27 protein-coding genes are annotated in these 25,420 nt (G+C 40.7%); 13 read left to right on the top strand and 14 right to left on the bottom strand.

Annotated features, from left to right (window positions below):
- Window positions 1–27: 27 nt before the first annotated feature.
- Window positions 28–351 carry a MazG nucleotide pyrophosphohydrolase domain-containing protein gene (locus DY200_RS10205; RefSeq protein WP_115587888.1) on the bottom strand — a complete coding sequence of 108 codons (324 nt, stop codon included), beginning with the start codon at window positions 349–351 and terminating at the stop codon, window positions 28–30.
- 62 nt (window positions 352–413) lie between these two features.
- Between DY200_RS10205 and DY200_RS10200 the strand changes: the two genes are divergently transcribed.
- Window positions 414–974: an LOG family protein gene (locus tag DY200_RS10200; RefSeq protein WP_115587887.1), complete on the top strand. Its 561-nt coding sequence runs from the start codon at window positions 414–416 to the stop codon at window positions 972–974.
- A gap of 35 nt (window positions 975–1,009) precedes the next feature.
- Here the strand turns inward: DY200_RS10200 and hflX are convergent, their stop codons facing one another.
- The 5 genes from hflX to mutL all read right to left on the bottom strand — a co-directional run bounded on the left by hflX (window position 1,010) and on the right by mutL (window position 6,942).
- The gene (gene hflX / locus DY200_RS10195) at window positions 1,010–2,368 is read right to left on the bottom strand and encodes a ribosome rescue GTPase HflX (RefSeq protein ID WP_115587886.1); all 1,359 of its coding nucleotides are present in this window, start codon (window positions 2,366–2,368) and stop codon (window positions 1,010–1,012) included.
- 37 nt (window positions 2,369–2,405) lie between these two features.
- On the bottom strand, window positions 2,406–2,684 hold the full coding sequence (gene hfq / locus DY200_RS10190; RefSeq protein WP_005616337.1) for an RNA chaperone Hfq: 279 nt from the start codon (window positions 2,682–2,684) through the stop codon (window positions 2,406–2,408).
- Window positions 2,685–2,748: 64 nt separating this feature from the next.
- Complete coding sequence (miaA, locus tag DY200_RS10185; protein ID WP_115587885.1) at window positions 2,749–3,693, bottom strand: tRNA (adenosine(37)-N6)-dimethylallyltransferase MiaA; 945 nt, start codon at window positions 3,691–3,693, stop codon at window positions 2,749–2,751.
- Window positions 3,694–3,824: 131 nt separating this feature from the next.
- Window positions 3,825–4,874, bottom strand: a complete 1,050-nt coding sequence (adhP, locus tag DY200_RS10180; RefSeq protein WP_241971134.1) for an alcohol dehydrogenase AdhP — start codon at window positions 4,872–4,874, stop codon at window positions 3,825–3,827.
- Between the two features lie 199 nt (window positions 4,875–5,073).
- A complete protein-coding gene (gene mutL / locus DY200_RS10175) occupies window positions 5,074–6,942 on the bottom strand; it encodes a DNA mismatch repair endonuclease MutL (protein WP_115587884.1) in 1,869 nt (622 codons plus the stop codon).
- A 314-nt stretch (window positions 6,943–7,256) separates the two neighbouring features.
- Here mutL and DY200_RS10170 point away from each other — a divergent pair, with 314 nt between their 5' ends.
- Window positions 7,257–8,501 carry a transferrin-binding protein-like solute binding protein gene (locus tag DY200_RS10170; protein ID WP_115587883.1) on the top strand — a complete coding sequence of 415 codons (1,245 nt, stop codon included), beginning with the start codon at window positions 7,257–7,259 and terminating at the stop codon, window positions 8,499–8,501.
- 17 nt (window positions 8,502–8,518) lie between these two features.
- Window positions 8,519–9,475, top strand: coding sequence for a transferrin-binding protein-like solute binding protein (locus DY200_RS10165; RefSeq protein ID WP_244924195.1), 957 nt, complete (start codon window positions 8,519–8,521; stop codon window positions 9,473–9,475).
- 249 nt (window positions 9,476–9,724) lie between these two features.
- Here the strand turns inward: DY200_RS10165 and DY200_RS10160 are convergent, their stop codons facing one another.
- Window positions 9,725–12,019, bottom strand: coding sequence for a TonB-dependent hemoglobin/transferrin/lactoferrin family receptor (locus tag DY200_RS10160; RefSeq protein ID WP_115587882.1), 2,295 nt, complete (start codon window positions 12,017–12,019; stop codon window positions 9,725–9,727).
- Between the two features lie 205 nt (window positions 12,020–12,224).
- Here DY200_RS10160 and proA point away from each other — a divergent pair, with 205 nt between their 5' ends.
- A complete protein-coding gene (gene proA, locus DY200_RS10155) occupies window positions 12,225–13,463 on the top strand; it encodes a glutamate-5-semialdehyde dehydrogenase (protein ID WP_115587881.1) in 1,239 nt (412 codons plus the stop codon).
- Between the two features lie 413 nt (window positions 13,464–13,876).
- On the opposite strand, the gene DY200_RS10145 is transcribed toward proA, so the two are convergent.
- Both DY200_RS10145 and DY200_RS10670 read right to left on the bottom strand, forming a co-directional pair.
- Complete coding sequence (locus tag DY200_RS10145) at window positions 13,877–14,545, bottom strand: hypothetical protein (protein WP_115587879.1); 669 nt, start codon at window positions 14,543–14,545, stop codon at window positions 13,877–13,879.
- Window positions 14,464–14,700, bottom strand: coding sequence for a hypothetical protein (locus DY200_RS10670; RefSeq protein ID WP_126375464.1), 237 nt, complete (start codon window positions 14,698–14,700; stop codon window positions 14,464–14,466). The genes DY200_RS10145 and DY200_RS10670 overlap by 82 nt, the downstream gene beginning before the upstream one ends.
- 167 nt (window positions 14,701–14,867) lie before the next feature.
- Between DY200_RS10670 and DY200_RS10140 the strand changes: the two genes are divergently transcribed.
- Window positions 14,868–15,701, top strand: coding sequence for a virulence factor BrkB family protein (locus tag DY200_RS10140; protein WP_115588001.1), 834 nt, complete (start codon window positions 14,868–14,870; stop codon window positions 15,699–15,701).
- A complete protein-coding gene (gene dtd / locus DY200_RS10135; protein WP_115587878.1) occupies window positions 15,698–16,132 on the top strand; it encodes a D-aminoacyl-tRNA deacylase in 435 nt (144 codons plus the stop codon). Before DY200_RS10140 ends, dtd begins: the two co-directional genes overlap by 4 nt.
- Before the next feature lie 35 nt (window positions 16,133–16,167).
- Here dtd and DY200_RS10130 read toward each other — a convergent pair whose 3' ends face one another.
- Entirely contained in the window at window positions 16,168–16,656 is a 489-nt protein-coding gene (locus tag DY200_RS10130; protein WP_115587877.1) for a ricin-type beta-trefoil lectin domain protein, read from the bottom strand.
- A 142-nt stretch (window positions 16,657–16,798) separates the two neighbouring features.
- The gene (nhaA, locus tag DY200_RS10125; RefSeq protein ID WP_115587876.1) at window positions 16,799–17,983 is read right to left on the bottom strand and encodes a Na+/H+ antiporter NhaA; all 1,185 of its coding nucleotides are present in this window, start codon (window positions 17,981–17,983) and stop codon (window positions 16,799–16,801) included.
- A 174-nt stretch (window positions 17,984–18,157) separates the two neighbouring features.
- Here nhaA and DY200_RS10120 point away from each other — a divergent pair, with 174 nt between their 5' ends.
- The 6 genes from DY200_RS10120 (at window position 18,158) to glnA (ending at window position 23,226) form a co-directional block, all read left to right on the top strand.
- Complete coding sequence (locus DY200_RS10120; protein WP_005599716.1) at window positions 18,158–18,586, top strand: EamA family transporter; 429 nt, start codon at window positions 18,158–18,160, stop codon at window positions 18,584–18,586.
- 59 nt (window positions 18,587–18,645) lie between these two features.
- The gene (locus DY200_RS10115) at window positions 18,646–19,374 is read left to right on the top strand and encodes a 4'-phosphopantetheinyl transferase family protein (RefSeq protein ID WP_115587875.1); all 729 of its coding nucleotides are present in this window, start codon (window positions 18,646–18,648) and stop codon (window positions 19,372–19,374) included.
- Window positions 19,367–19,786 carry a phosphate-starvation-inducible protein PsiE gene (gene psiE, locus DY200_RS10110; protein ID WP_005599712.1) on the top strand — a complete coding sequence of 140 codons (420 nt, stop codon included), beginning with the start codon at window positions 19,367–19,369 and terminating at the stop codon, window positions 19,784–19,786. Before DY200_RS10115 ends, psiE begins: the two co-directional genes overlap by 8 nt.
- Window positions 19,787–19,795: 9 nt before the next feature.
- Complete coding sequence (gene nudF, locus DY200_RS10105) at window positions 19,796–20,419, top strand: ADP-ribose diphosphatase (protein WP_005599710.1); 624 nt, start codon at window positions 19,796–19,798, stop codon at window positions 20,417–20,419.
- Between the two features lie 206 nt (window positions 20,420–20,625).
- Entirely contained in the window at window positions 20,626–21,453 is an 828-nt protein-coding gene (gene cpdA, locus DY200_RS10100; protein ID WP_005616325.1) for a 3',5'-cyclic-AMP phosphodiesterase, read from the top strand.
- Window positions 21,454–21,810: 357 nt separating this feature from the next.
- Window positions 21,811–23,226, top strand: coding sequence for a type I glutamate--ammonia ligase (gene glnA, locus DY200_RS10095; protein WP_005618393.1), 1,416 nt, complete (start codon window positions 21,811–21,813; stop codon window positions 23,224–23,226).
- Between the two features lie 50 nt (window positions 23,227–23,276).
- Here glnA and yidD read toward each other — a convergent pair whose 3' ends face one another.
- The 3 genes from yidD to rpmH are packed head-to-tail and all read right to left on the bottom strand — an operon-like array spanning window position 23,277 to window position 24,072.
- Window positions 23,277–23,582, bottom strand: coding sequence for a membrane protein insertion efficiency factor YidD (yidD, locus tag DY200_RS10090; RefSeq protein WP_115587874.1), 306 nt, complete (start codon window positions 23,580–23,582; stop codon window positions 23,277–23,279).
- Window positions 23,540–23,905 carry a ribonuclease P protein component gene (gene rnpA, locus DY200_RS10085; RefSeq protein ID WP_080517101.1) on the bottom strand — a complete coding sequence of 122 codons (366 nt, stop codon included), beginning with the start codon at window positions 23,903–23,905 and terminating at the stop codon, window positions 23,540–23,542. Before rnpA ends, yidD begins: the two co-directional genes overlap by 43 nt.
- Before the next feature lie 32 nt (window positions 23,906–23,937).
- Entirely contained in the window at window positions 23,938–24,072 is a 135-nt protein-coding gene (gene rpmH / locus DY200_RS10080) for a 50S ribosomal protein L34 (RefSeq protein ID WP_005599701.1), read from the bottom strand.
- Window positions 24,073–24,347: 275 nt separating this feature from the next.
- Between rpmH and hemH the strand changes: the two genes are divergently transcribed.
- A complete protein-coding gene (gene hemH, locus DY200_RS10075; RefSeq protein WP_115587873.1) occupies window positions 24,348–25,307 on the top strand; it encodes a ferrochelatase in 960 nt (319 codons plus the stop codon).
- Window positions 25,308–25,420: the final 113 nt, after the last annotated feature.

Below are 25,420 nucleotides of genomic sequence, written 5' to 3'. Positions count from 1 at the left end.
TTGTTAATGATAACAAGCGGTCTTTTTTTATTCGTCTTTTACATAACGTTTGATAAATTTCGCTTGATGCTTCTCAATCACTTCTTCAATCGAGATATCGTATTTATCCGCCAAAATAAACAAATTATCCAGCACATCGCCCAGTTCTTCGATCAAACACGCTCTTTTTTCTTGGTAAGAGGCTTCGGTTTCATCCGGACGATCTCGACCGATTTCAATCGCTCGCACTGCCCGCGCCACTTCCCCGACTTCTTCGCTTAAAAAGTTCACTCGAATAAACGGGTTATAGCAATACCAACCCTGCATCTGATAAAACGTTCTAACCCAGTTTTGATAATCTTGAATCTGCATTGTATTTCCTTGTTCGGCTTGTCATAATAATTTCAGTTTAATCGGAAAAAATAGGAAAGCCAATGAATATTACCGTTTATTGCGGCGCAAGCGTAGGAAACAAACCGCAATATCAACAAGCCGCACAAGCACTCGGCGAATGGATTGTCAAACATCAATATCAATTGATTTACGGCGGCGGAAGAGCAGGTTTGATGGGAATTGTTGCCGACAGCGTATTAGCGAGGCACGGCAAAGTAACCGGCGTGATCCCGACCTTTTTGCAAGAAAGGGAATTAGCTCATCCTTCGCTTACCGAGCTGATTGTCGTTAAAAATATGCCGGAACGAAAATTAAAAATGATTGAATTGGGCGATGCTTATATAGCTCTGCCTGGAGGTCCCGGGACGTTGGAAGAAATTAGCGAAGTGGTATCGTGGGCGAGAATCGGACAAAATAACAATCCTTGTATTTTCTTTGATATCGAAGGTTACTATCAACCGCTTAAAGCCTTTTATCAACAAATGGTCGATAACGGTTTTCTGACTCAAACCGATTTGGATTGTGTGTTATTCTCCGATGAGCTTGCTGAAATCGATCAATTTATTCAAAATTATAGACCACCAGAAATTCGTCGTTACTAAATACAAAAAGCGGTAGCAATGCTACCGCTTGTATTCTAGTCCTCTTCCCAAATTGCAAATTCAACATATTCGGTTAATTCGGGAAATTGTTTTAACCATTTATTCCATTGTACTAAATCGACTTCCACTTCAACCAATCGATCACCAAACTGATTAAAGCTTTCATTTTTAATACAACGTTGTAGGTGAAATTGCGTATAAATTTGCCCCGCGGTTGCCGGTAATAATACTTTCTCACACACCAACTCGTTGCGTAAACATTCTCTAATCGCCTCATATAGCAAATCAATACCTTGATTAGCTTGTGCGGAGAGATAAACCGCTACCGGTTTACCGTTGTCATTACGCTCGATATGCGGCATCACACCTTCGAGTTTATCAACTTTGTTATAGACCAATAACGTTGGAATGTCTAACGCACCGATTTCATCTAAGACTTGATTGACCGCGTCAATATTTTCATTTTTACGATCATCCGCCGCATCAATCACGTGTAACAGTAAACTCGCTTCGGTGGTTTCCTGTAAAGTCGATTTAAAGGCGGAAACCAAATCATGCGGTAAGAAACGAATAAAACCGACCGTATCCGCCAAAATCGTCGTGCCAACATCTTGAATCTGCATTCGGCGTAAAGTCGGATCAAGCGTTGCGAATAACTGATCCGCCGCATAAACACCGGCATTAGTAATCGCATTGAATAAAGTCGATTTGCCCGCATTGGTATAACCCACCAACGACACGGTCGGAATATCCGCTTTTTGGCGAGTTTTCCGATTTTGACTGCGCTGCTTATTCACTTTCTCCAAGCGATTTTGCAGTTGTTGAATTCGTACTTTAATCAAACGGCGGTCGGTTTCCAGCTGAGTTTCACCCGGCCCGCGTAAACCGACTGCGCCACCCTTTTGCTGATCCTGATTGCCCAAACGGCGTACCAAACGTGTTGCCAAATGTTTAAGCTGAGCTAACTCGACCTGTAATTTCCCTTCGTGCGATCTGGCACGTTGGGCAAAAATATCTAAAATCAGACCGGTTCTGTCCACCACCCGACATTCGCATAATGCTTGCAGATTACGAGTTTGAGAAGGGCTTAATTCATGATTAACCAACACTACCGTTGCACCTAAATCTTTCACGACTTGAGCAATTTCATCGGCTTTGCCTTGTCCGACAAAATATTTGATATGCGGTGCGGAGCGAGAGGTGGTGAGTGTGGCAAGAATTTCAACACCTGCTGATTCAGCAAGCGTTTGAAATTCCATAAGATTCTCAATATCTTTAGTTTGAGAAAGAAAGAGATGGACTAAGACTGCTTTATCTTGCGTATGAGAAAAGTCTTTTGTCTGTTTCTCAGATAAAGCAAAACCAAATACAGCGTTTTCATCTGTATTTGGTATCTGATCAGTTAAAAAAGCTTGTGTAGTAATAGCTTAATTATTCCGCTTTATCTGCAACCGCTTCAACCGCAGGAGATTGTTGCGTATGTGCCGCACCGCCGTTGTTATGAGATACGGAACGTGCCGGAACTACGGTTGAAATAGCGTGCTTGTAAACCATTTGGCTTACCGTATTTTTTAATAAAATTACGAATTGGTCGAAAGACTCGATTTGACCTTGTAATTTAATGCCGTTAACTAAATAAATTGAAACAGGAATACGCTCACGACGAAGTGCATTCAAATATGGATCTTGTAAAGATTGACCTTTTGCCATTTTCTTTTCCTTTTTTATTGTTGTGGTAAATATCGTCTTAGTGCCAAAGGCAAAGATGATATTATCATAATTTAATTGAATTTTGTGCGATCTTTTCGATCATTTTTAGCTTAGAACTGGTCGGATCTAAGCTGTCCAGCCACGTTATTTCACCGTTCCAACCTCGCAGCCAAGTAATTTGACGCTTGGCAAGCTGGCGAGTCGCACAGATTCCTTTGTAAATCGCTTCATCCAGTGAAACATCACCGTCAAGATATTCCCACATTTGACGATAACCGACGCAACGAATCGACGGAAGATCTTTGTGTAAATCGCCTCTGGCACGTAATTTTTCGACTTCTTGTTGAAAGCCGAGTTCCATCATTTTATAAAAACGTTGTTCGATACGTTGATGTAATACCGCTCTGTCTTGCGGCGCAATCGCAAATTGAAGGACGTTATAAGGCAAGCTATCGCCCTGTTGAGCGGTCAGCTCCGTCATTGTTTTACCGGTAATATAGAACACTTCCAAAGCACGATTAATTCGTTGGCTGTCATTCGGATTAATGCGATTTCCGGCAATAGGGTCAATCGCCAATAATTCGCGATGCAAACCGCTCCAACCGATTTGCTCGGCTTTCGCTTCTATTTCGGCACGAATCGCCGGATCCGCCGAAGGTAAAGGAGAAAGCCCTTCCAGTAAAGCTTTATAATAAAGCATTGTCCCGCCGACCAATAACGGGATTCGTCCGCTTGCCGTAATTTCCGCCATTTCACGCAAAGCGTCTTCTCGGAAATTCATCGCCGAATAACTTTCGCTCGGATCCAAAATATCAATCAAACGGTGAGGGGCAAGCTCCAATTCCGCTTTACTCGGTTTTGCCGTACCGATATCCATCCCTTTATAAATCAGTGCGGAATCCACGCTAATTACTTCCACCGGAAGCGTTTGGCGCAAAGCAATCGCCAAATCGGTTTTACCCGAAGCCGTTGGGCCCATTAAAAAAATCGCTAAAGGTTTTTTATTCATTTTATTTTCTGTTGAGTTATAAGCGGTCGAATTTTAACGGAAATTTGCCAAAAGCCCAAATCGGTATAATTAAACATAAAAACAAAAACGGTCGTAAATCTTCCGACTTACGACCGCTTGCCGATTAAGGCTTAGTGGCTACAGCCGCAACCGCAGCCTTTTTTCATATCGATAACCATTCGACCTTGAATTTTACCGTCACGCATTTCTTGGAAAATGTCATTCGCTTCGTCCAAGCGACGTAATTGCACTAACGGTACCACTAAACCTTCCGCACCGAATTGGAACGCCTCGGCAAGATCTTGACGAGTACCGACCAACGAGCCTACAATTTCAATACCGTCCAATACGATACGAGGGATAGAAAGATCCATGGTTTCCGGCGGCAGACCGATAGCCACCACGCGACCGCCTGCTCGAACGCAGTTCACCGCAGCGTTAAACGCCACTTTGGATACCGCCGTCACAACCGCCGCATGCGCACCGCCTACTTTTTCTTGAATCACTTGTACGCTGTCTTCTTTTAACGGATTAATGGTTAAATCCGCACCGACTTCTTTGGCAAACGCCAGTTTATCGTCATTAATATCGATCGCAATCACACGTGCGCCGAATACTTTCTTCGCATATTGCACCGCCAAGTTACCTAAACCGCCGGCACCGTAAATCGCAATCCATTGTCCAGCACGTACGCCCGAGACTTTAATCCCTTTATAAGTGGTTACGCCGGCGCAAGTGATACTACTTGCTTGTGCCGGATCTAAGCCTTCCGGTACTTTTACCGCATAATCTGCCGTTACGACACAGTGCGTCGCCATACCGCCGTCCACCGTATAGCCGGCATTTTTCACGCTACGGCAAAGCGTTTCGCGTCCGGTAGTGCAATATTCGCACGAGCCGCAGCTCTCGAACATCCATGCAATACTGACACGATCACCGACTTTTAAATTAGTCACATCCGGTGCGATCGATTTAACTATACCGATCCCTTCGTGGCCTAAGATACGACCCGGTTTTTTACCGTAATCGCCGGCAGCGACGTGTAAATCGGTATGACATACGCCGCAATATTCAACTTCAACAAGGGCTTCGCCATTTTTGATTTCCGGAATGTCACGTTCAACAATTTCAACTGTTCCATCACATTGTGGGGCAACCACAGCAGCACGCATTTTCATCATGATTTCTCCTATGAAGTAAAACAACGGTAAACGCTTTTGGACAATGTTTAAAATTTAAACATTAGAACTGCCTTTAGTATGCCCACGTACTTTTTTTGTGCAACAACAATTTATCAATTTTATGACATAGTTCACAAAAATTTAACAAAATCAATTACTTAACCATAATTAAATTATGGTTTTATTACATAAAAACACTTTAACATCTCGCTAAAAATGCGGAAAAATCGACCGCTACTTTTAACTTTTCCAGCTCCGATTTAGCCGTTTGTTCCGTTTCCGCCAACCAATTTACCGCTTCCGCTAAACTGTAAGCGGTCGGAATCGGCGCAAATTTTGCAAAAAATTCGGTTAAATCGACCGCTTGCGAAGCGAATAAACTTAACAAGATTTGTTGTAAATTTTGCTCTCTTAACAATCTCGGCACTTGGGTAACCGAAAGCCGAATTTGCCCTTGCCATGTCTTCTCACTGATTGCAAAGCCTAGTTCCGCTAATGGCGTTTTTAACGTTTGCCAGCGTTGCGTTTGTTGCTCGTCTAAACTTAAATTCAGCGGAATCAATAACGCTTGGCTTTCGCCTTTTTCTAGTTGTGCTATAAAACGCAAACGTGCTAATTTTTCTAATGAAAGCAAGTAAAATTGTTGTTCCGCTTTTAATAATAACGCCTGATTTTGCACGATAGCTAACGATTGCCAATGCCCTATTGCCGCCGACACTACTTGGGTCGGTTTAGGTTCCGCCTCATCTATCTCTTGAGCAAAAATCACCGGTGCGAAATTAGCTTTCGGTTCAATTAAATCTTGTATGTTATCCGATTGATTTTGCGGCTGGCTGACTAATTCGCCATACCATTTTTGTGCCGATTTCGAGACACCGCTTGTACGAGGCGAATAACTCGGCATATGCGAAGCGGTCGGTTTTGCAAAATTTTCTGTAAATTCAACCGCTTGTTGCGATGCTAAAAAGCTATTACCGCCTGCCGCCATACGGTTGGTATCTCGTTGATAACTCGGCAGCGGTTCATTCACTTGATGGGTTAAATCAATTTCCGCTTGTCCTTGTAATGCGGTTTGCACGCCCTGCAAAATAAAATCATGCACTAATCGCCCTTGATGAAAACGCACTTCGTGTTTTGCCGGATGTACATTGACATCCACTTGACTCGGGTCGATATCGAGAAAAACCACAAACGCCGGATAATTACCCTCTGGCATATCAGTGGCTTCATAAGCTTGACGAATGGCGTGATTAATCGTTTTATCTCGCATCATTCGCCCGTTTACGTAGCTGTAACATAAATCATTTTGCGGTCTGGAAATATTCGGTAGGCCAATCCAACCGTGCAGGTGTAAATCGCCGTGCTGCCAGTCGATATGAATTGCATTTTGAATAAAATCATCACCGCAAATTACCGCTACTCGGCGTTGCTGTTGCTCGACCGAATTATCTTGCACTTTACGATATTGACGTACCGTTTTGCCGTTATGGGTCAGAGTAAAACCGATATTCGGTTTCGCCAATGCAATACGGCGCACGACTTCATCAATATGCGTAAATTCGGTTTTATCGGTACGCAAAAACTTACGGCGTGCCGGTGTATTAAAAAATAGATTCGCCACTTCAATTGTCGTACCGACCGGATGTGAAGCCGGTTGAATTTCAACCTCCATTTCACGCCCTTGCGCATAGGCTTGCCACGCTTCAGCCTGTCCTTCCGGTCGAGAAGTCAGCGTTAAGCGAGAAACCGAGCTGATACTTGCCAATGCTTCGCCACGAAAGCCCAAACTTAAAATCATCTCCAAATCTTCGAGGCTGGAAATTTTGCTAGTCGCGTGACGAGCTAACGCCAACGCTAAATCCTGCTTACCGATACCACAACCGTTATCTCGGATACGAATAAGCTGCGCACCGCCTTTCTCAATATCAATTTGAATCTGATTTGCACTGGCATCCAAACTGTTTTCAACCAACTCCTTCACAACGGATGCGGGGCGTTCCACCACCTCGCCTGCGGCGATTTGGTTGGCAAGTTGCGACGGGAGAATATGGATTAACGGCTTATTCATACTATTTCTCGAATAACAATAAAAATATAACACCCATTCTAGCGAAAATATCCGCGTTTTTATAGAAAAAGGCGTTTTCACGTCGCTTAATACGTAAATAAATCTTTTTAAGAATCATTTTTATTTGTATTGAAATCTTATTTTAGCACTGATAGAATTACAAATATAAATCACTCTCATTTTTATGTAAATTCACAAATACTTTGTTATTTTAGGCTTATTTCCGTTCACTACTATTTCGGCAAGACGATTAGACATAGTCGATAAGGAAAACGCTACAGTCGCTCAATTACATTACTAAAAGGATATACACTATGAATAAACATTTACGTTTAAGTTTTATTGCTATCGCTTGCTCATTAGCAATTACCGCTTGCTCGTCGGACAATAAAGGCGCCACCCGTTATGAAGATTTGGTAAAAAATAAGGTCGATGAAGCCAATAAAAAGGCGGAAGAAAAAGCGAAAAAAGATAAAGAATCGGAAACGGCTAAAAAACTTGCTGATTTAGAGAAAAAACAAAAAGAGCTGGAACAACAATTAAAAGAGAAAAACCAAGAAGCGCCTAAAACAGAGCCTAAGAAAGAAGATATGCCTAAGGTAGATCCTAAGGAAGAGAAAACGCCTAAAATGGATCATAAACAGGAAAACCCTTCCAAGCCTGAATCTAAAAATGAAGGAACTAAAAATTTAACAATTACAGAAGCTAAAGAAGAACTTGGAAAAACATTTAAGGATAATGGTATAGCAGATGACACTGCTTTATTAAGTGGAGGATTCTCGACAAGTGCCAAAAATAGTTTTTCAGGACATAATATTGAGAATCATCCTAAAGGAATAAATACATTAATAATTGACGGGAAAGAAATTACTCTTATTAGTATTGATGATATGAAAAAACATCGTTCGGAATCAGATGATATTCTAGATGATGATAAAAAAGTATTTAATAAAATTTTTGAAATCAATACAGAAAACGGACATGGAAAAGTTGGAAGTTTACCTAAAGCCGGTTCGAAAAGTGATTTTGAACAAATGCGTTATGGATATTATACAGATAAGAATGGAGTTACCCGTTTATTTGTACAAGGATATCTAACCCCAATTACATTAAAAGAATCTGAGAAAGTAAATTCACCATTCAATTATTATTGGTTGAGTCGTAATAGTAACAGTAATGAGCGTCAAGCCTTACGAGAAATGCCAGTATCGGGAGTCTATGAATATAATGGTAAAGCCTTTTATGGTAAAGGGGGAGCTTATGATGAGCTAACAACAAAAGCCTACGCTGATTTTTCCAATCGTAAAGTGAAAGTTGAATTATCAAAAGATTCTATGCAAACACTCACTTTTGGCGGAGATATTAAAGGAAATACATTCTCTGGCTCTCACAACGGAATTGTCACAAAAGGTGGATTCTATGGTTCAAGAGCTAATGATATAGGTGGAATATTCTATAATACCAACAACGGAAATGATGGCGTTTTTGGCGGTTCAGCTAAACAATGTGGGTATAGTGGCGCTTGCACAAATGCAGCTCCTATTACTGAAATAAAATAAAATATAGGAATTCATTTATGAAAAAACTCTCCCTAACCACATTAGCCATAATAAGCTCATTCGCATTAACCGCCTGCTATTCAAGCGGCGGTGGAGGCGGATCCGTTGTTATACCTAAAGTAGATCAAGGTTCGCCTAATACTCAAAAACAAAATAACGGTTCTCCGCAAGGTAAAAATAATAATGGTACGACATCAAGTAAATTCTTCACTGCGGTAAATTCGGCATTCAGTAATAAAGACAGTACTTCTTTATCCGGTGTTATTTTAACGGCAAATCAAGACGGAGCATTTAAAGCGGCTAATCCTCAGAAAAATGATGATTTGGAAGGCTTAGAAATTGATGGTGTAAAAATTGCATTATTCAGTCTTAAAGATACTTTGAGTAACGCTGCCGTAGGAAAATTAAAAGTATTAACTTCGGCGGATATCCGTGATGGACAGGCTAAAAAATTAACCGGATTTGTAGGCAGTATGCCGGATGTTTATGGTGAAAAAGGTAAACCGCAGGCAAAAACCGACTTTAGTGCAATACGCTACGGCGTTGCCATTATTGACGGAGTAAGCCATCCTTTTGTGCAAGGATTCTTAACGCCGGAAACGGGTAATGTGACAGTACAGGGAGAACAATATTTCCCTATTCCACATCAAGGTAGTTTCAAATATACCGGTTTTGCCGTTTATGGTAGCGGTAGCGATTATAAGCAGTTGAACTCCGAAGTGATTGCCGACTTTACTAATAAAAAAGTTAAAGTGAATTTAACGGGTGATTCAACTCAATTAAGTTTTGGCGGAAATATTCACGGCAATACCTTTAGCGGTATAAGTAAAGACGGTATAGAAACCAAAGGTGCGTTCTACGGCTCGCTTGCTCGTGATGTAGGCGGCGTATTTAATCATACGAAAGAAGGGAAAAACGGAGCTTTCGGGGCTTCAAATAAATTACCTGACGGTACTAAGGTAATCGAGTTTTAATTAGGTTTGTCCTCTCAAAGCGGTTAGGTTTGCAAAAGTTTTTGTAAATTTAACCGCTTTTTTTAATCTTTATAATAGCAGAAGACACAGAACACACTGAAAAGCTTTATATGTTCTAAGGTTCATTTAATTGCCTAGGGATCAATAACATCTCTTCTTACACCATTTCCTTTGCCCATAAAAAACACGGATTACAGCAAGCCTGTGTAATCCGTGTTTTCTGTGGTTTATTAAAACGTTTATATCAACTTAGAAACGAATTTCTACCGAAGCCGAATAGTTACGTCCCGGAGCAACAAAGCGTTCTAACCCGCGTAATTCTTTATCAACTGTATTAGTTGTGCCTAAGCGGTTGATGCCACGTAATGCGTCCCATGTATGATATTTACGATTGAAAATATTGTATAAGCCTGCACGTAAAGTTACGTTTTTATGCACTTTCCAGAAACCGTACACATCAAATAAGGTTGCCGAACCGTTTAAATACGGGAAAGGTTTGGTTATTCGTTTGGTACGAGAATCGTCATAAGTCACAATCGTTGCATCTTTAGCGTGTTTTGCGCCTAAATAAGTCCAGCGAGAATGGATACCCCAAATATCATTCGGATCTTCATAACTTAAGCCTAAAATCACTTTTACCGGCTGTACCGACAGTAAGCTTGCTTCCGTGCCGTATAATTTACTTTTCGAATAACCCACGCTGCCTAAGAATTTAAAACCGTTCGGAATATATGCGGTAACTTGGTCTAAATTTACCTTGCTCGTCACTTCCAAGCCGGAAATTCGTGCTTTATCCACATTAATCGCTTGGTTGAAAATAGTCGGATTAATTGAGTTATACCCATAATATTGGCAATGCGCATCACATTCCATTTGAGTTAAACCGTTAGTTTCTTGTTCAAACAAGAAATCCTTATAGCGAATATGGTATAGACTTAAATTTAAACGCCCGAGTCGGTTTTCGCCTCGAATGCTGATCGAGTTATTTACACTGCGTTCCGCTTTTAAATACGGGTTTGCCAACCAGTTACCCGAAGGGTGTTTATACGAGAAGAACATCTCCGAAGCGGACGGTACGCGATAGCCGGTCGAAACGTAATAACCTAGATTCCATACCGGTGTCACTTGCGCATTCAAGCCCAACGAGCCGGTTAAATTTTTAAATGTCGTTGCTTTACCACGGGTATCGCAGTTATAACATTTTGCATTCAACTCTTGCGGGGCAAGTTGTTCTTGGTCATAACGAAGTCCTGCCGTACCGGAGAACATTTCGTTCCACTGAATTTGATCTTGTGCGGCAATATAAAATGCACGAGTGCGAATCGGGTGTTGAATCGCATATGTAGAGCTTGCCGTTGAAGTCGAAAATAAATAAGTATCCGTGTTTTCATTTTTAAAATCACGTTGCGATATCGCAGTACGTAAAGTCACTTGATGCGTACCGTACTCCGATTCAAACGGAATAGAATCTAAACGTAAACCGATACGATGAAATTCATTATTCATATTACGGTCGTAAATTTCATCTAACAACTGCTTAATATGCAATTTTTCGAAATCGCTACTCCCTTTATAGTTAATCGCACGCACATCGGTTTTTTGATAATCATATTCGGTTTTTAAATAAGACAGATAACCGCTGGTCGGAAAATACTCATAAGCAACATTTACATTATGACGTTCACCTTCATCATCGGTATCACGCCAAGAGGAATCGTAAAAGTTATAAGAACGTTCATCGGTAAATGCTTTTGTAAGTTGATTGCTATAAGAGGCACTTATCCGATGTTTTTCGTTAAATAAGTAACCTAATTTCACCAAGTTACTGTGATTACGATGAAATGACGGATCCGGTGCGCCACTGGTATTGTTCCAAGCCACTCTGCCGTTACCCAGACTTTTTTGTTCATGACCGTAACGGGTGGAATATAAATAGACCGCATCCAACTTCTCATCTTTATAGGCAGCGCCGGCAGTGTGTACCCATTCACTATTTTTGCTAGCATAGCTATTTTTTAATAACACACCGATTTTGTTGCCGGGCAACACAATATCTGCAGCATCTAAAGTACGATAATTCACTCCGCCGCCAAGCGAGCCGCTACCGGTGGTAAATGAATCCGAGCCGCGCACAATATCAATCCCTGTCACTAATTCAGGATCAATGGTCAAACGTGAGGTATTAAAGTTACCGTAACGTGCGTAAAGCGAATTTTCTTCCGAATCCGGCAAGTTTACCCCGTCAATACTGATTCCTACGCGATTACCCTCCACCCCGCGCATCGCAAAACCTTTCAAATGGCGACCGCTATCGGCAATCCCTACGTCAGTGGTATAGCGCACTAAATCTTTGGTATCGGCGATTAGTTCTTCTTGAATAGCTCGGCGATTTTTCTTAATTTCACCGATTTTTTTCGATTGTTCCTGTTCAGCGGTAACCGTAACTTCTCCTAACTCGGTTGTTATATCTTCCGCATTCGCTTGTATAACGACACCAAATACCGCAAACAATGCCGTCATTGAGATTCTTTGATAGTGTTTCATCGGATTCCTTTAAACGTTTATCATTTAATAAGCTGACTTTTATTTTCATTATTAGTCATTCATTACAATTATAAACATAAATCGATTTATTATTCTATATAAATGAGAATTATTTTCTTTTTTATTTGTAAAAAATTTCCGCTTTAACCCATATAAACAGCTATGATAGACTGTGCTTAATTTAATAATTAAGAGATATATCGCTATGCAAATGCTTACCCTCGCTCAACAAGCTAAAATCGCCAGCATCGAACTGGCTCAATTCGGAAACGTTCAAAAAAATCACGCACTTCTTACCATTGCCGAACAATTGGAACAACGCTCGGCTGAAATCCTTGCCGCTAATGCCAAAGATATTGAATTTGCAAAAAATCAGGGAATTTCGACCGCTATCATCGACCGTTTGTTATTAAACGAAAGCCGTTTGCAAGGCATTGCTAATGATGTGCGTAACGTGGCGAAGCTTGCAGATCCGGTCGGGCAGGTGATTGACGGCGGCGTATTAAATTCAGGGCTGAAAATTGAACGTCAGCGTGTGCCGCTCGGTGTAATTCTCACTATTTATGAAGCACGTCCGAATGTAACGATTGATGTTGCTTCGCTATGCTTGAAAACCGGCAATGCAGTGATTTTGCGTGGTGGCAAAGAAACTAAATTTACCAATGCGGTGTTAGTGGAAGTCGTACAACAGGCATTAGAAACCGCCGGTTTACCGAAACTGGCGGTTCAGGCGGTCACCGATCCGGATCGTGCTTTATTACTCGAATTATTAAAACTCGATCGTTACATTGATATGGTGATCCCTCGTGGCGGTGCCGGTTTGCATCAATTCTGCAAAGAGAACTCGACCATTCCGGTAATTGTCGGCGGTATCGGTGTTTGCCATATGTTTGTCGAAAAAAGTGCCGACCAACAAAAAGCGTTAGAGCTGATTGCGAATGCCAAAACGCAACGCCCAAGTACTTGTAACACGCTTGAAACCTTATTAGTTGAGCAAGCCATAGCGGTCGAATTTTTACCGAAACTTGCAAATCGTATGAAAGCATTAGGCGTCACATTGCATACCGATGATTTGCAAAAAACCGAGGGAATCGAACCGCTTGATGAAGCGAGAATGCGTCAAGAATGGCTTTCATTAGATTTAAATGTGGTGGTGGTTGATAACTTAGCTCAAGCAGTGGCACATATTCGTGAATACGGCTCGCAACATTCGGAAGCAATTCTGACTTCCGATTATCAACTGGCACGCCAATTTGTCGCACAAGTCGATGCGGCGGCAGTCTATATCAACGCTAGCACTCGTTTTACTGACGGCGGTGAATTCGGTTTAGGAGCGGAAGTGGCGGTCAGTACCCAAAAACTGCACGCACGCGGTCCAATGGGCTTAGAGGCCCTTACTACTTACAAATGGGTCTGCGAAGGAGATTATTTGGCCAGAAAATAAATATAAAAAGGGCATTGAAATCATTTCAATGCCCTTACTTTTAATCATCGATTTACCTTTCTATTGAAATAGAAATAGCTTAAGCCACCGATCATAGTTCCCCCAAATATCTTAAAGAGGGGGAATAACAAACTAATTCTGAATCTATCCGTTATAGAAATACCAATGGTAAAAAACATTACATAGCAAGTCAGAAACAAGATAAAACTGATAAAAATACCTAGTACTATTTTTACCGACCATAAGTGATAATACTTATCTGCACAATAACTCATTGCATAACTAGACATTCCCCAAGAAAGAATAAAAATAATCGGATTTTGACTTAAAAAAGAATGTGAAATAAACCAACTTATTTCTTTTAGGATTTCAACAATGGCAGATGGCATATTATATCTTTCCCAATATAGTAATCATTCATGGTTGTTCGAGCTTTTAGTTGGCTTAGGCTTACTACGTCTTACAAGTGCTCTATAGAGAAATGCCTCTTCCTTTGTAATTGATTCTTTAATTTCTATTGACCATTTATCAATAATATCAAAAGGATTACCATTAGGATCCCATTTTTCTTGAGTAAAATTTAATATATCGTATGGATCTGAAAATTCATCATAAAACTCATAATCGATCCTTCCTTTTAAATAATACTTTCCATTTTCATTAATAGTTCTACCAAAAAATTTACCAGATAACGTTGCACTTCCTATTGCCCAAAGAGGATCATTGATAACTTCTATATCAACAACTCCATCCCATACAGATCTAAATGTATATGAATTTTTAAAACTTGTTACATTCTGTTTAAGAATCTGTGTAATGAAATCTTTATAAACACTATGACCACCTTTTTTACCTAATTGGTTTGGTTCTTGTACTAGAGATATAACTCGCTCCTTTACTCCGATTTCTGATAATGTCATTGGTTCACCTCTTCCACACCAATAATGTATCATTAGTCCTAACGATGTATTTTTTAAAGGTAGCTTCTTTACAGTAACAGTTATACTACCAGCAATACAGCTAATAATTTTTGCTTTGGAATCAGATTTAGTAAGCCAATATTTTGCAAATTTTTCCGCCATATCATTCTTTCCTTTGATACAGGCTTATATTTTCTCTTTTTAGAACCTCTTCTTGTTATATACTTATCATAGTTATTTTTATCATCTGATTCGGCTCTGTGATCTCTTTCTGAGGATCCAGTGACTTCTACAGTATCTAATGAAGTTGATGACATAAAATATTCTCCTATAATTATAATAAAACACCACAACTAAATGTAAATTTAAGTAAAATTAAATATATTGTCAATAAAAGAAATACAACTTATGACAATAACTTATGTATACAATACGATTAACAATTGTTTTATACTGATATAACAATAGGTAAAAAATGCAGGAAATGACGTCTTTTACGCTACCACTTTTTCTAAAGTTATTACTCAAACGCTGGAAAATTCACAATATTCCGGTTTCTGCAGGTTATTTAACTTACAGCACAACATTAGCGATTGTACCGTTGGTTATGGTGGTATTTTCTATTTTTACCGCTTTTCCTATCTTTCAGGAAGCGACCGAGCAACTGAAAATGCTGATTTACGATAACTTTGCCCCAAATGCCGGCGATATGGTGGAAGAATATATTGATCTGTTTGTAGCAAACTCAAAAAAAATGGGGATTGTCAGTACTATCGGTTTGGTCGTGGTCGCTCTAATGCTGATTCAAAGCATTGATGAAACGCTTAATAAAATGTGGCGTAACCACCGTAAGCGGTCTATTTTTATCTCTTTTTTGTTATATGCCGTGATTTTATTTATCGCGCCTTTATTGGCAGGTGGTAGTATTGCGATTAGCTCGTATATCTTTTCAATGGCGATTTTTAATGAAAACGGTTTACTGTCCTTTAGCCAGCAGCTATTACAATACACACCGTTTTTGTTAATTTGGTTATTATTCACCACCGTTTATTGGCTGGTGCCGAATACTAAAGTGAATATTCTACATGCTATGCTCGGTGCGATTGTTGCCGCAATCTTTTTTACCTTAGGTAAACAAGCCTTCGTTTGGTACATTAGCACCTTTCCGTCTTATCAAGCGATTTACGGCGCATTAGCAGTATTACCGATTATGCTGTTATGGATTCATTTGAGCTGGCAAGTAGTACTGTTCGGAGGACTAATTACCTCTACCCTAAATGTATATAATGAAATGAAAAAAGGAAAACTCAATTTATGATCGGCTTAATCCAACGTGTAAAATGGGCAAAAGTAGAAGTTGATAACCAAACGGTCGGTGAAATTTCACATGGCTTATTGGTATTACTTGGCGTAGAACAGGGTGACCACCAAGCCAAAGCGGATAAATTACTGGAAAAAGTGCTTAACTATCGAGTGTTTTCCGATGAACAAGGCAAAATGAACTTAAACGTACAGCAAGCCGGCGGCAGTTTATTAGTGGTATCGCAATTTACTTTAGCCGCTGATACCAATAAAGGTTTACGCCCAAGTTTTTCGCGTGGTGCAGCCCCACAGGAAGCGAATGCGTTATACGAATATTTTCATCAGCAAGCCGCTCGGAAAATCCATACTCAAACCGGACAATTCGCAGCGGATATGCAAGTCAGTTTGCAAAATGACGGGCCGGTGACTTTTTGGCTACAGATCTAAAACGAAAAAAGGTGCAATGAATTGCACCTTTTTACTTAATAGAAAAATTGTTGTCCTCGGCTGCCGTCACATTGGTAAATCGCCAGTTTGTTACCTTGTTTACCAATATCCAAACATTTACCGCTCATACTGCTACGGATTTGTTGCCCGTCTCTAAACCATTGCTGATTCTCTCCGCCATGACAGCGATAAGTAATCACTTTCGCACCGTCATTTTGTCTTTCTCCGCCGACATCCAAACACTGCCCATTCACTTTAATCTGCGAATTGACGAATTCAAAACGCTGGTTCGCTTTGCCGTGACAACGATATGCAATCACGCCATGATAATTCGAACCGCTTTGGTCTAAACATTGACCGGATGCTGTTCTAATTAGCCTACGATGCGTTGAATGAGGATAATCATGTTGATTCGGTATAAGAATGACATTCGGCTGATGAGTAGGATAATCCCCTTGATGAGGCGACGGAACGACATAAACGCAAGCCGATAAAAACAAAGTTATGGGCAATACTCTTAACATTAAAATCTCCTTTATTATTTTTACTTTTTTAACGTTATAAGAATGATGTTACACCTGAAAGTTCCCGAACAGTTGAAATGAAAATGCCCCAACCGATTCACTGAGGCATTTAGTTTGTGAAAAACGACTGAAATCAGACCGCTTACACCGCTTTCATTAGGCTTGGCTTCGTCGTGATTTTCAATAAGAAATAACCGATTATCGCAGCAACGAAAGTCCCCATTAAAATACCTAAACGAGCTAAGGCAAGCACGCTTTCACTCGCATCTTCCTCTCCGAACGCAAGTCCGGCAATAAACATCGACATAGTAAACCCGATACCGCACAGTACCGCAATCGCAAAAATTTGTTTTAAATTGATACCCTCCGGCAATTTCGCTATACCTAACAATACGGCTACATAGCTAAATAAGAAAACACCGACCGGTTTACCGATAATTAAACCTAATGCCACCCCTAATGGTAACGGAGAAGCTAATTTATCCAAGCTCATACCTTCCAGCGATACGCCGGCATTCGAGAAAGCGAATAACGGTAAAATCGCAAACGAACACCACGGGGCAAGCGCATGTTCCAAATGATGTAACGGCGCTTCGCCGTTTTTACCGCGCAACGGAATACAGAAACCGATAATCACACCCGCTAAGGTTGCGTGTACTCCGGATTTTAAAACCGAAGCCCAAAGAATAGTACCGATAATGGCGTAGTTGATTAATCCGGTTACTTTATAACGATTCATTGCCACTAAAATAACAATCGCGATACTTGCAATAGTTAAAGCTTGCATACTCATCTCATGCGAGAAGAATAAGGCAATCACGATAATCGCCCCTAAGTCGTCAATAATCGCCAATGCAAGTAAAAATACTTTGAGTGCCGGCGGCACCTGTTTACTGAGTAAGGCGACAATTCCTAATGCAAAGGCAATGTCGGTTGCCATCGGAATCGCCCAACCTGATTGATATTCCGGATGATTTTGGTTAATAAACCAATAAACCAAAGCAGGGACAACCATCCCCCCTAGCGCGGCAACGGCAGGGAAGATCGCTTTTTGATAGCTTGAAAGCGAGCCCTCAAACAGCTCTCTTTTTACTTCCATACCGACTAAGATAAAAAAGACCGCCATAAAGCCGTCGTTTACCCACATTAATAACGGCTTATCAATACTAAAAGCACCGAATTTAATCGCTACTTCCGTTTGTAGAAAACTAAAATATAACTGATTCAAATCAGTATTGGCAAAAATCATCGCAAGTAGTGCCGATACCAATAGCAAGATACCACTCGCCGCTTCTAATTTCAGAAATTTCTGAATTTGTTTTAACATGCAAAAAATCTCCTCTATAGTACGACCGAAAACCTTCGATCGTATAGCCAATAAACTTAATATCGACCTTAACATTTTTTTAACCGAATACAAAAGCAAAATCCGCTATAATTTAGCAGTTTTTAGACCTATATCCGGTCTGTTTGTCTCTTTTATAACCATTTCGGAGTAATTATGTCAAATGAATGGCTCTATTGGGCATTGATTTCCGCCTTATTTGCCGCCTTTACCGCAATCTTTGCCAAAGTCGGTTTACAAGGTATCGATTCGGATTTTGCGACCTTTATCCGTACTATCGTCATTATTATCGCACTCATCGCCTTCCTCACTTACAGTAACAAATGGCAACCGCTCGGCTCGCTTACCGGCAAAAACTGGACGTTTTTAATTCTTTCGGGAATTGCGACCGGCGTTTCATGGTTAGCTTATTTTAAAGCGTTACAAATGGGTAACGCTTCACAAGTCGCACCGATTGATAAATTCAGTATCGTGCTGGTTACACTGTTTGCGGTCATTTTTTTAGGCGAAAGACCAAGCGGTCAAGATTGGATTGGAATTGCGCTGGTGGCGGCGGGTGTTTTAACCCTTGCGATAAAGCGGTAAAATAATGCCGATTTTTTACAAAATTCCGATTAAATTTAACCGCTTGTAACACACGATTTATGCCTAACTCATTCCCGATTATCGAAGTGGTGTTTGCTCATTATGACGAACCGATACCGCTTCCTTTCTTACCGCCAAAGGATCTTTCCGAACGCCAATTACAACGTTGGAAAAGCCGCAGAACGGCTCGTTTTTTATTGGCGCAACTGTTTGAAAAATATCAATTGCCGATGAATTTATTAGACAATATTCAACGCACGGAAAGCGACAGACCTTTCGTACAACACGAGCAAATTGATTTTAATATCAGCCATTCCGGCGAATGGGTGGCGGTGATTTTTTGTTACCATAGACACAAATTACAAGTCGGTATTGATATTGAACATCCACAAAAAGCCAGACGCTATGCCGATCTATTATGTCATTACGCCAATCCGGAAGAGATTAGCGGCTTACTTGAGCAAAATCATACGCCGTTTACCGAATTAGCCGATCGCTTTTATTTAAGTTGGTGTTTACATGAAGCGGTATTGAAATCGCAAGGTGTGGGGATTGTGAAATTATCCGAAGTGCAACATTTTCCCAAACAGCGATTAATCCGTTCGGCATATTGTCCGACAGGTACATTACATTTTTACCATCAACTGCCGTTTTACTTATGTTATTTTTATCAAGAGTCATCCAAGTCGCTTGCCGTTCTCAGCGAATGGAAAGCCGGAACATTGCAAAAAATTTCAAATTTTCAACCGCTTGTTTATCAAGTTAATCCGAGGAATTTCAATGCCTAAACTTACATTAGAAGAAAAACATTCCCGCTTTGGAAAATTCGTTTCCGAATTTTTTCAATGGACGCTCAATATCTCGCTATTAGTGGCGGGATTATTACTATCTTATTCGTTATTTTCCGAAGCCTATTCTCTATACGAATTATTGGTAAGTCATAGTGAAAAATTCCAAATCGTCGAGAAAATTGTGATTTTTTTCCTCTATTTTGAATTTTTGGCACTTATCGTGCAGTATTTCAAATATAATTACCACTTTCCGTTGCGTTACTTCCTGTATATCGGGATTACCGCTATGGTACGGCTAATCATTGTCGATCACTCCAATGCAATGCACACATTATTGTTCGCATTATCCATTTTAGTGATGATCATCGCTCTCTATCTTGTTCATTCAGACCGCTTACGTAAGAGCTAAGGAAATAATATGACCAAACTTCGTCAATTTTCACAACAGGATCTTCATCTGATTAAAGAAGAAACCGTTTATAAAGGGCATTTTGAATTAAAGAAAATGTATTTCCGACATAAGCTATTCTCCGGTGAAATGAGCGGTGAAATCGTGCGTGAATTACTGATTAAAGGGGCGGCGGCGGCATTAATCGCTTACGATCCCGTTCGTGATAGTGTTGTTTTAGTCGAACAAGTTCGTATCGGTGCTTATGATCCGAAATCGGATGCTTCTCCTTGGTTACTCGAACTGGTTGCCGGTATGGTGGATAAAGGTAATGAAGATCCTGCCGAAGTGGCGATTCGAGAAGCGCAAGAAGAAGCGGGATTAGTCGTCAATCAGGTCGAGCATGCGTTAAGTATTTGGGACAGCCCGGGCGGACAATTGGAACGCCTACATTTGTTCCTCGGCTTAATCGACAGTTCGACCGTTCAATCCGGTGCAACGCACGGCTTAGAAGAGGAAGGCGAAGATATTCTGGTACACGTCGTCAGCCGAGAACAAGCCTATCAATGGGTGTGTGAAGGCAAAATCGATAATGTTATCGCAGTGGTCGGTTTACAATGGTTACAACTTAATTATCAAAAATATCGAGTGTAATGAGCGTTTTCCGATAACGACGAATACTTTTGCCCTCTTTAATGAGGGCAAATTTTTTGAAGTATCCGACAAAAAAACGTAAATTTCTGTGAAAAATGAGGCATAACGCGCATTTTTAACGTTAAGTAGCTGATAAACTTATAAATAAAGTAGTAAAGTGCTCAACTAAAAGGAATATAAAGTGCCCGCATAAACAAGGAGGAATCATGAGCAGCTTTTATTCGCTTGGAAAAAAAGAACCGGTCGTTCGATTATTGCAAATCACCGATCCGCATCTTTTTACCTCGGAAAGTGAAACGTTACTCGGGGTAAACACAACCGACAGTTTTCAAGCCGTACTGGATCAAATTCGGCAAAGCGAATTTGAGTACGACTTAGTCTTAGCCACCGGTGATCTGATTCAAGATCATAATCCGGAGGCTTATCATCGTTTCGCCCAAATGGTCAAACCGTTGGCAAAGCCGATTTTCTGGTTGGAAGGAAATCATGACTTGCAACCGCATATGGGATTATATCTGGCAAAGTATCCGCATATTTCTCCGGCAAAACATATTCTGGCCGGCGAAAAATGGCAAATTATTTTGCTTAACAGTCAGATTGCCGGTGCGGCAAGCGGACATCTTTCATTCGGACAATTATCATGGTTGGACAAAAAACTCGCCGAATATCCGGATCGTTATTCATTGGTCGTCCTACATCATAATATTTTATCGACCCGTTCCGCATGGCTTGATCAACATTGTCTGAATAACAGCGAGCAATTGGCTGAGGTTTTACGGCATTATCCGAACGTAAGAGCGATTTTACACGGACATATTCATCAAGAAGTGGATGATATTTGGCAGAATTACCGAATTTTCGCTACCCCTTCGACCTGTATCCAATTCAAACCGAATTGTGATGACTTTACCTTAGACTTGCTTCCGCAAGGTTGGCGAGAGCTGAATTTATTTGATGACGGACATATCGAAACGCAAGTGAAGCGGTTGAATTCCAACGAATTTTTACCGGACTTTAAATCGAAAGGTTACTGATTCTAACGTGATTAATGAAAATGGCTAGGTAAAAACCTAGCGCATTTTAAAACGTAATGAATAAATTTTTAAAGTGTGTCCGAAAACACCTAAATATAGACTGATACGTATTAGGATAGTTCATAAGAATAATTTTCCTTATTATTTGATTTATTTCGCCGATTTATTGTCATAAGTTAATTTGTTTCGACGCAAACGTTTAACTTTCGATTACCAATCTTTTTAAAACAACTTTCTTTCGAATCGAAAATTTTTGCAAATTATTACATTTGTCTATTTAAAATTTCCTCAAATTCTTGTATCTTTCTTCTTTCGCAAATTCCTGTGAAAATCAACCCGCTTGAAGGAAGTCCCACAATGTCTGTAAAAAGAGTATTTGATTTAATCAAAGATAACGATATCAAATTCGTAATGTTAAAATTTACCGATATCAAAGGTAAAGAACACGGTGTTTCACTCCCGGTAAGTTTAATCGGCGACGATTTAGAAGACTTATTTGAAGAAGGTAAAATGTTCGACGGTTCGTCTGTTGAAGGTTGGAAAGCAATCAATAAAGCCGATATGCTTTTAATGCCAATCGCCGAAACCGCTGTTGTTGATCCTTTCGCTCGAATCCCTACTCTTACTCTCCGCTGTAGCATCTACGATCCAAACACAATGCAATCTTACGACCGCGACCCGCGTTCAATCGCAATCCGTGCGGAAAACTACCTGAAATCAACCGGTATCGCCGATAGCGTAATGTTTGGTCCCGAGCCTGAATTCTTCTTATTTGACGATGTGCGTTACAACATTGGTATGAACAACGTATCGTATAAAATTGATGATATTGAAGCGGCTTGGAACACGAATCGTAAATATGAAGACGGCAATACAGGCTATCGCCCGCTTAAAAAAGGCGGTTACTGTGCGGTTGCTCCGATTGATTCGGCACACGATATTCGTTCGGAAATGTGCCTAATTTTAGAAGAAATGGGCTTAGTGGTTGAAGCGCACCACCACGAAGTGGCGACGGCAGGTCAAAATGAAATTGCGACGAAATTTAACAGCTTAACGCTTAAAGCGGACGAAACGCAGATCTATAAATATGTGGTGCAAAACGTTGCGTTAGAACACGGTAAAACCGCTTGCTTTATGCCGAAACCGTTTGCAGGCGACAACGGTTCGGGAATGCACTGTAATATGTCATTAAGCAAAGACGGCAAAAACGTATTTATGGGCGACAAATATGCAGGATTATCCGAAACCGCGCTTTATTATATCGGCGGTATCATTAAACACGCTAAAGCATTAAATGCGTTTACCAACCCAAGTACAAACTCGTATAAACGTTTAGTACCGGGCTTTGAAGCGCCGGTGTTATTAGCTTATTCGGCAAGTAACCGTTCGGCATCAATCCGTATCCCGGCGGTGACCAGCCCGAAAGCAACCCGTGTTGAAGCGCGCTTCCCGGATCCGTTAGCAAACCCGTACCTCTGCTTCGCCGCATTATTAATGGCGGGCTTAGACGGTGTAATTAATAAAATTCACCCGGGCGATGCAATGGATAAAAACCTCTATGACTTACCGCCGGAAGAGCTTAAAGAAATTCCGGCAGTAGCGACTTCATTAGAGGAAGCGTTGGATTCACTTGCGGCGGACTATGAGTTCTTAACCCAAGGCGGCGTATTTACCAAAGAATTTGTTGAAGCTTATATCAACATTCGTCGTAAAGAAGTAGAACGTTTAAATATGACACCGCACCCGGTAGAATTTGAAATGTACTACGCATAATTGCAAAAAGATCAAAAAAGGCGACCGCTTGGTCGCCTTTTGTTTGCCTCTTACTTCTCTTTATTGTTTTCTTTATGGCGGCAACAAGGCGGGACGGGATCTTCGCCGCCTTCATTCCAAGGATGGCAACGAGCAATGCGTTTAGCCGCCAGCCAGCCGCCTTTTATCGCTCCGTGCGTTTTAATCGCTTCAACCGCATAAGTCGAACACGTCGGATAAAAACGACAACGAGGCCCAATTAACGGACTAATACAATAGCGATAAAAATAGATCGGCAATAACAGCAAACGAGCCCCTATCGAAGGCTTTACCGTTACGCCTGCGGCTTTTTCGCCAGACGGATGTGACGAGCCCATAGCTTCTCCAGCATCGCAAAAAGAGTGGCATTGTCGAGCTTACCGATACCGCCTTTTGCTACGAAAACAAAATCCGCACTCGGTAATTCATGCTGCTTTAAACGAAAACTTTCACGTACAATACGTTTAATACGATTACGATCGTGAGCGCGTTTCAAATGCTTTTTAGCAACGGTTAAACCGAGACGAGGAATATCAAGATTATTATGACGGGCTAGAATAGTAAGTTCAGGAGTACTGGCTCGAAGCGGTTGTTCGAACACAGCTTTAAATTGAGTGGGAGCTAACAAACGTAGCTCCCGAGAGAAAGTTAGCTTTTTCACTAAAGTGATAAGGCTGTTACTTTAACTGCAAATTATGCAGATAAAGATTTACGACCTTTAGCACGACGACGCGCTAAAACTTGACGACCGTTTTTCGTAGCCATACGAGCACGGAAACCGTGAGTACGAGCACGTTTTAATACAGAAGGTTGAAATGTACGTTTCATTGTTATCTACCTAAATATTTAAAATATGTTGGCTGGAATTAAATCTTTGCCAAACGAGGACTATAAAAAAGAGTTGCGATTTTACCGATAAACGAAACGAAAATCAAGGACGAAAGCAAAATACCCTTCGATTATTTGCAAAGTTTTTCCGAAAAAAGACCGCTTAATATAGATTATTGCCTATCTCTGTAATCAACACAAAAATTCTATTTGTTTTCAGACCTAAATTAACGCAAAATTCATTTATTTCGATCCATATTTAATGAGTCTTATTTATGAATACAAATAAAATCGGCGTATTACTTGCCAATCTCGGTACGCCTGACGAACCGACAACTCCTGCGGTAAAACGTTACCTTAAGCAATTTTTAAGCGATCCTCGCGTGATCGATTTACCTAAATTCAAATGGCAATTTATCTTAAATTATATGATCCTACCGAAAAGATCACCTAAAGTCGCTAAACTTTACCGTGATATCTGGACGGAACAGGGTTCGCCTTTATTGGCGATCTCTCGCCAACAACAACAAGCTTTACAGGATTACTTTAACCGCCAAAATCAAAACGTTTTGGTGGAGCTTGGTATGAGTTACGGTAATCCGAGTATCGAAAGTGCAACCGATCGCTTGATTAAAGCCGGCGTAAGTAAAATTATCGTATTACCGCTTTATCCGCAATACAGCAGTACGACAACCGCCTCGGTATTAGATGCGTTTGCCCGCGGCTTAACGCAACAGCGTAATATCGTTCCGTTCGAGTTTATCCATAGCTATCACAACGATCCGCTTTATATTCAAGCGTTAGCTAATACGATTCAGTTAGCCGAAGATGAAAAATTATTGTTCTCGTTCCACGGTATTCCGAAACGTTACCAAACCGAGGGCGATTTTTATCCGGAACACTGCCAACAAACCGCACAGTCAGTCGCAGATAAACTATCGCTCTCCAATGAGCAATGGTTAGTGACTTATCAATCTCGTTTCGGTGATGAAGAGTGGCTACAACCTTATACCGATGAAACCTTAGAAAAATTACCGAGCCAAGGGGTGAAGAAAATTGCTGTCATTTGTGCCGGCTTTTCAGCTGATTGCTTGGAAACGTTGGAAGAAATCGCTGAGGAAAACAAAGAAAACTTCCTTAATGCAGGCGGACAATCCTATCGCTATATTCCTGCGTTAAACGCCAATACCGATCACATCAACGCATTAGCTAAGTTAATCGAAGCGAAAATCTAACAACAAGCGGTCATATTTTCCGATTTTTTTACATTTTTAAAACGTAAAAAGACACGAAAAGATGACCGCCTATCCTTTTCCTCAATAACATTTCGTTTTTGTGAAACCAATCA

Origin of the sequence: Actinobacillus lignieresii, assembly GCF_900444945.1 — a bacterium.
In the GTDB taxonomy this organism is placed as follows: Bacteria; Pseudomonadota; Gammaproteobacteria; order Enterobacterales; family Pasteurellaceae; genus Actinobacillus; species Actinobacillus lignieresii.
The sequence above is the reverse complement of the archived record's forward strand: the minus strand, read 5'-3'. Positions and strand labels throughout refer to the sequence as shown.

Coding starts and splice junctions, on each gene's coding strand:
- yidD (WP_115587874.1), bottom strand. CDS start 23,582: ATGGGCTCGTCACATCCGTCTGGCGAAAAAGCCGCAGGCGTAACGGTA.
- nhaA (WP_115587876.1), bottom strand. CDS start 17,983: ATGTTAAAACAAATTCAGAAATTTCTGAAATTAGAAGCGGCGAGTGGT.
- DY200_RS10120 (WP_005599716.1), top strand. CDS start 18,158: ATGTCAAATGAATGGCTCTATTGGGCATTGATTTCCGCCTTATTTGCC.
- DY200_RS10170 (WP_115587883.1), top strand. CDS start 7,257: ATGAATAAACATTTACGTTTAAGTTTTATTGCTATCGCTTGCTCATTA.
- DY200_RS10140 (WP_115588001.1), top strand. CDS start 14,868: ATGACGTCTTTTACGCTACCACTTTTTCTAAAGTTATTACTCAAACGC.
- DY200_RS10670 (WP_126375464.1), bottom strand. CDS start 14,700: ATGTCATCAACTTCATTAGATACTGTAGAAGTCACTGGATCCTCAGAA.
- adhP (WP_241971134.1), bottom strand. CDS start 4,874: ATGATGAAAATGCGTGCTGCTGTGGTTGCCCCACAATGTGATGGAACA.
- DY200_RS10165 (WP_244924195.1), top strand. CDS start 8,519: ATGAAAAAACTCTCCCTAACCACATTAGCCATAATAAGCTCATTCGCA.
- dtd (WP_115587878.1), top strand. CDS start 15,698: ATGATCGGCTTAATCCAACGTGTAAAATGGGCAAAAGTAGAAGTTGAT.
- DY200_RS10130 (WP_115587877.1), bottom strand. CDS start 16,656: ATGTTAAGAGTATTGCCCATAACTTTGTTTTTATCGGCTTGCGTTTAT.
- proA (WP_115587881.1), top strand. CDS start 12,225: ATGCAAATGCTTACCCTCGCTCAACAAGCTAAAATCGCCAGCATCGAA.
- DY200_RS10200 (WP_115587887.1), top strand. CDS start 414: ATGAATATTACCGTTTATTGCGGCGCAAGCGTAGGAAACAAACCGCAA.
- nudF (WP_005599710.1), top strand. CDS start 19,796: ATGACCAAACTTCGTCAATTTTCACAACAGGATCTTCATCTGATTAAA.
- DY200_RS10145 (WP_115587879.1), bottom strand. CDS start 14,545: ATGGCGGAAAAATTTGCAAAATATTGGCTTACTAAATCTGATTCCAAA.
- DY200_RS10115 (WP_115587875.1), top strand. CDS start 18,646: ATGCCTAACTCATTCCCGATTATCGAAGTGGTGTTTGCTCATTATGAC.
- hfq (WP_005616337.1), bottom strand. CDS start 2,684: ATGGCAAAAGGTCAATCTTTACAAGATCCATATTTGAATGCACTTCGT.
- psiE (WP_005599712.1), top strand. CDS start 19,367: ATGCCTAAACTTACATTAGAAGAAAAACATTCCCGCTTTGGAAAATTC.
- mutL (WP_115587884.1), bottom strand. CDS start 6,942: ATGAATAAGCCGTTAATCCATATTCTCCCGTCGCAACTTGCCAACCAA.
- DY200_RS10160 (WP_115587882.1), bottom strand. CDS start 12,019: ATGAAACACTATCAAAGAATCTCAATGACGGCATTGTTTGCGGTATTT.
- hemH (WP_115587873.1), top strand. CDS start 24,348: ATGAATACAAATAAAATCGGCGTATTACTTGCCAATCTCGGTACGCCT.
- rpmH (WP_005599701.1), bottom strand. CDS start 24,072: ATGAAACGTACATTTCAACCTTCTGTATTAAAACGTGCTCGTACTCAC.
- glnA (WP_005618393.1), top strand. CDS start 21,811: ATGTCTGTAAAAAGAGTATTTGATTTAATCAAAGATAACGATATCAAA.
- DY200_RS10205 (WP_115587888.1), bottom strand. CDS start 351: ATGCAGATTCAAGATTATCAAAACTGGGTTAGAACGTTTTATCAGATG.
- miaA (WP_115587885.1), bottom strand. CDS start 3,693: ATGAATAAAAAACCTTTAGCGATTTTTTTAATGGGCCCAACGGCTTCG.
- cpdA (WP_005616325.1), top strand. CDS start 20,626: ATGAGCAGCTTTTATTCGCTTGGAAAAAAAGAACCGGTCGTTCGATTA.